Source organism: Methylacidimicrobium cyclopophantes (assembly GCF_902143385.2).
Taxonomy (GTDB): domain Bacteria; phylum Verrucomicrobiota; class Verrucomicrobiia; order Methylacidiphilales; family Methylacidiphilaceae; genus Methylacidimicrobium; species Methylacidimicrobium cyclopophantes.
This window is the reverse complement of the sequence record NZ_CABFUZ020000244.1, coordinates 1-582: the sequence shown is the minus strand read 5'-3', so window position 1 is coordinate 582 and position 582 is coordinate 1. Positions and strand designations below refer to the sequence as shown.

Sequence of the window (582 nt, the reverse complement as noted above, 5' to 3'; positions counted from 1 at the left end):
GCCGGTGCGGCCAAGCCGCAGGAAGTTGTAGTATTGGCCGACGACCGGCGCGCCGAGCGGGAGAAGTTCAACCCGAAGGTCGGCATTTCCCCTCCCAGGTAGTTGACGCGAAAGATCAACTCCTCGGGTACCGCGTCCTGGGAGCGCCAGAGGACCCATCCAACGCCGGGGTAGACGAAACCGTATTTATGACCGGAAACGTTGATCGACTGGACCAGCGGTAGGCGGAAGTCCCACCGCAAGTGCGGCTCGAGGAACGGAGCGATGAAGCCTCCGCTCGCCGCATCGACGTGCAAGGGAACTTCCCATCCCTTCGCTTCTTTCCAGCGGACCAATTCGTCGTGAATCGCCTCGATCGGCTCGTACTCGCCCGTCAGGGTGGTACCGAGGATGCCGACGACCCCGATCGAGTTCTCATCGACATAGGTGGAGACACCGGCAGGCGTGGTGACGTAACAGCCCGGCGTCACCGGGATCCATCGAGGCTCGACTTCGAAATAGCGGCAAAATTTCTCCCAAACGACCTGGACGTTCGTCCCTAGTACCAGATTGGGGCGCTCGGCGGGCAAACCGGCGGCCAGC

Annotated in this window: 1 pseudogene; it reads right to left on the bottom strand. The window is 62.0% G+C overall.

The features are described from left to right. A pseudogene (locus FN369_RS09630) lies at nucleotides 1–582 on the bottom strand (pyridoxal-dependent decarboxylase); the annotation flags it as partial.